The organism is Salinimicrobium oceani (assembly GCF_012037645.1).
On the sequence record NZ_JAAVJR010000632.1, the window covers coordinates 1 to 450 of the forward strand.

Consider the following 450-nt stretch of genomic DNA (forward strand, 5'->3'; position numbering starts at 1 on the left):
TTATTGACTATGTCTATATATTTCTCCCGGGACTCGGAATCAAGATTGGGTTCCTTGAGCAGACTTAGAAAACCAATGATCCCGTTCATGGGAGTTCTTATTTCGTGAGACATGTTTTGTAGAAAGATCGTTTTTAACCTCTCATTTTCCTCCGCCCTGTCTTTAGCTCTGGTCAACTGCCGGTTTTTTCTCCAGAGAGCTTTAGTTTTCAAATCCACCTGATATTTTAAGACGAAGGTAAATACCAGCACTACCAGTAAGATTGTTAGTAGCCCTGCCAGGATCCACAGAAAATATTTAGGATGTTGTTTGCGAAAAGCGGGATCCAGCCAGGAGTGAAGGATGCTGTAATAAGCAGAGTTGGGATCATTTTTCATTTCTGCCAGATTTCGATCGATCAACTGTATAAGTTGAGTATCTGCTTCCTTTTGGAACCCAAAATAAAGATCG

At 40.9% G+C, this 450-nt stretch carries 1 protein-coding gene; it reads right to left on the reverse strand.

What is annotated here, in order from left to right:
- Window positions 1-450 (reverse strand): histidine kinase dimerization/phospho-acceptor domain-containing protein (locus HC175_RS18610; protein WP_317172362.1); only part of this gene is annotated, 450 nt, incomplete at both ends.